Here is a 1,594-nt window from a genome sequence, read left to right as displayed (position 1 = left end):
GCTGCAAGCGCCGTGCGCTCGATGCCTGGGTGCAGGCGGTCAACAGCCGCGGCGGCTTCGGCGTCTGGTGCCGGGATGTGGTCTGCGGCGAGCCGGCACGCATCGACGACGTGCTCGACCATCACGCCGCTGCGGGCGGAGCGTCGATGCCGATCGGTGAGGCGCAGTTCAGCCTCGGGACCGGATGAGGCAGCCGGCTGCCATATTCCACATCCTGAAAACCATTGCATCCGCACTGGAAAGCCGGCGTATTTCTGCGGCATGCTGCGGCACAACATCCCGCCCTCCCCCCGCGCTGTCCGGCTTGTTGCGCCAGTCAGCGTGCCGTGCCTTCCGGAGACCGCATGGCCGTTTACGCAATCGGCGACGTGCAGGGCTGCTACGAGCCCCTGCTGCGCCTGCTCGACAAGCTGCATTTCGACCCCGACACCGACCGCATCTGGCTGACCGGCGATCTGGTCAACCGCGGTCCGCATTCGGTCGAGACGCTGCGCCACATCAGCGCCCTCGGCCCGGCCGCGACCACCGTGCTCGGCAATCACGACCTGACGCTGCTCGCGGTCGCCGAAGGCCACGTCAAGCCGGGCAAGAAGGACACCTTCTATGACGTGCTCGACGCGCCCGACGCCGCCGAGCTGCTTGCCTGGGTGCGCGGGCTGCCGATGCTGCATCACGATGACGCGCTCGGCTTCACGATGGTCCACGGCGGGCTGTCGCCGCACTGGGATCTGGCGCTGGCGCAGGCCTGCGCGCACGAGGTCGAGGCCGTGCTGCGCGGCCCGGGCTATCCGGAGTTCCTCGCGCACATGTTCGGCTCCGAGCCGCGCGCCTGGCGCGATGACCTCGAAGGACTGCCGCGGCTGCGGCACATCGTCAACGTCATGACGCGCATGCGCTTCGTGTTTGCCGACGGCTCGCTGTGCTATGACCAGAAAGGCGCGCCCGGCAGCCAGCCGCCGGACCTGATGCCGTGGTTCGAGGTGCCGTGGCGGCGCAACGCCGATCTGCGCATCATCACCGGCCACTGGGCGGCGCTCGGTTACTTCCGGGCCCGCGGCATCTACGCGCTCGACTCCGGCTGCATCTGGGGCCAGCACCTGACGGCGTTCCGCCTCGATGCCCACGAGGTGCCGTGCTGCGTCGACTGCTGGGAGATGCGCAAGGTCAAGAACCGTGAGGATCAGGGCATCTGAGCCCGGCCCCCCCCGCATGCGAGCGGCTTCCGCCACGCGGCGCCAGCGAGCCGCGGCAACGCAGCGCTCGACGATGACGACGAACGCCCCACCGGCACGAGAGATACGGACATGGTCACCGCACTGGTATTGCTGAACACCGAGAAGGGCCGCATCAACGAGGTCGCCGAGACGCTCGCCGGCATCCCCGGCATCACCGAGGTCTATTCGCTGGCCGGCGTGCACGATCTGGCCGCGATCATCCGCGTCGACAGCAACGACGCGCTCGCCGACGTGGTCACGCACCGGATGCTGAAGGTCGAGGGCATCCGCGACTCGCAGACGCACGTCGCCTTCCGCGTGCACTCGCGCCACGACCTCGACGGCATGTTCGCGATCGGCGGCGAGCTGTGATGCTGCGC

Annotated in this window: 3 protein-coding genes; all 3 read left to right on the top strand. The window is 68.9% G+C overall.

Annotated elements, in window-relative coordinates; translation table 11 throughout:
• Positions 1-188, top strand: a 188-nt coding sequence (locus PKE44_RS15920) for a hypothetical protein (protein WP_324553079.1), incomplete at its 5' end; no start/stop codon positions are given.
• A 156-nt stretch (positions 189-344) separates the two neighbouring features.
• Positions 345-1,193, top strand: coding sequence for a symmetrical bis(5'-nucleosyl)-tetraphosphatase (locus tag PKE44_RS15915; protein ID WP_324553077.1), 849 nt, complete (start codon positions 345-347; stop codon positions 1,191-1,193).
• 111 nt (positions 1,194-1,304) lie between these two features.
• Positions 1,305-1,586 carry an Lrp/AsnC ligand binding domain-containing protein gene (locus tag PKE44_RS15910; RefSeq protein WP_324553075.1) on the top strand — a complete coding sequence of 94 codons (282 nt, stop codon included), beginning with the start codon at positions 1,305-1,307 and terminating at the stop codon, positions 1,584-1,586.
• Positions 1,587-1,594: the final 8 nt, after the last annotated feature.

The organism is Plasticicumulans sp. (assembly GCF_035331805.1).
Classification (GTDB): Bacteria; Pseudomonadota; Gammaproteobacteria; order Competibacterales; family Competibacteraceae; genus Plasticicumulans.
Note: the sequence above shows the minus strand (reverse complement) of the source record. Positions and strands in the feature narration are given on the sequence as shown.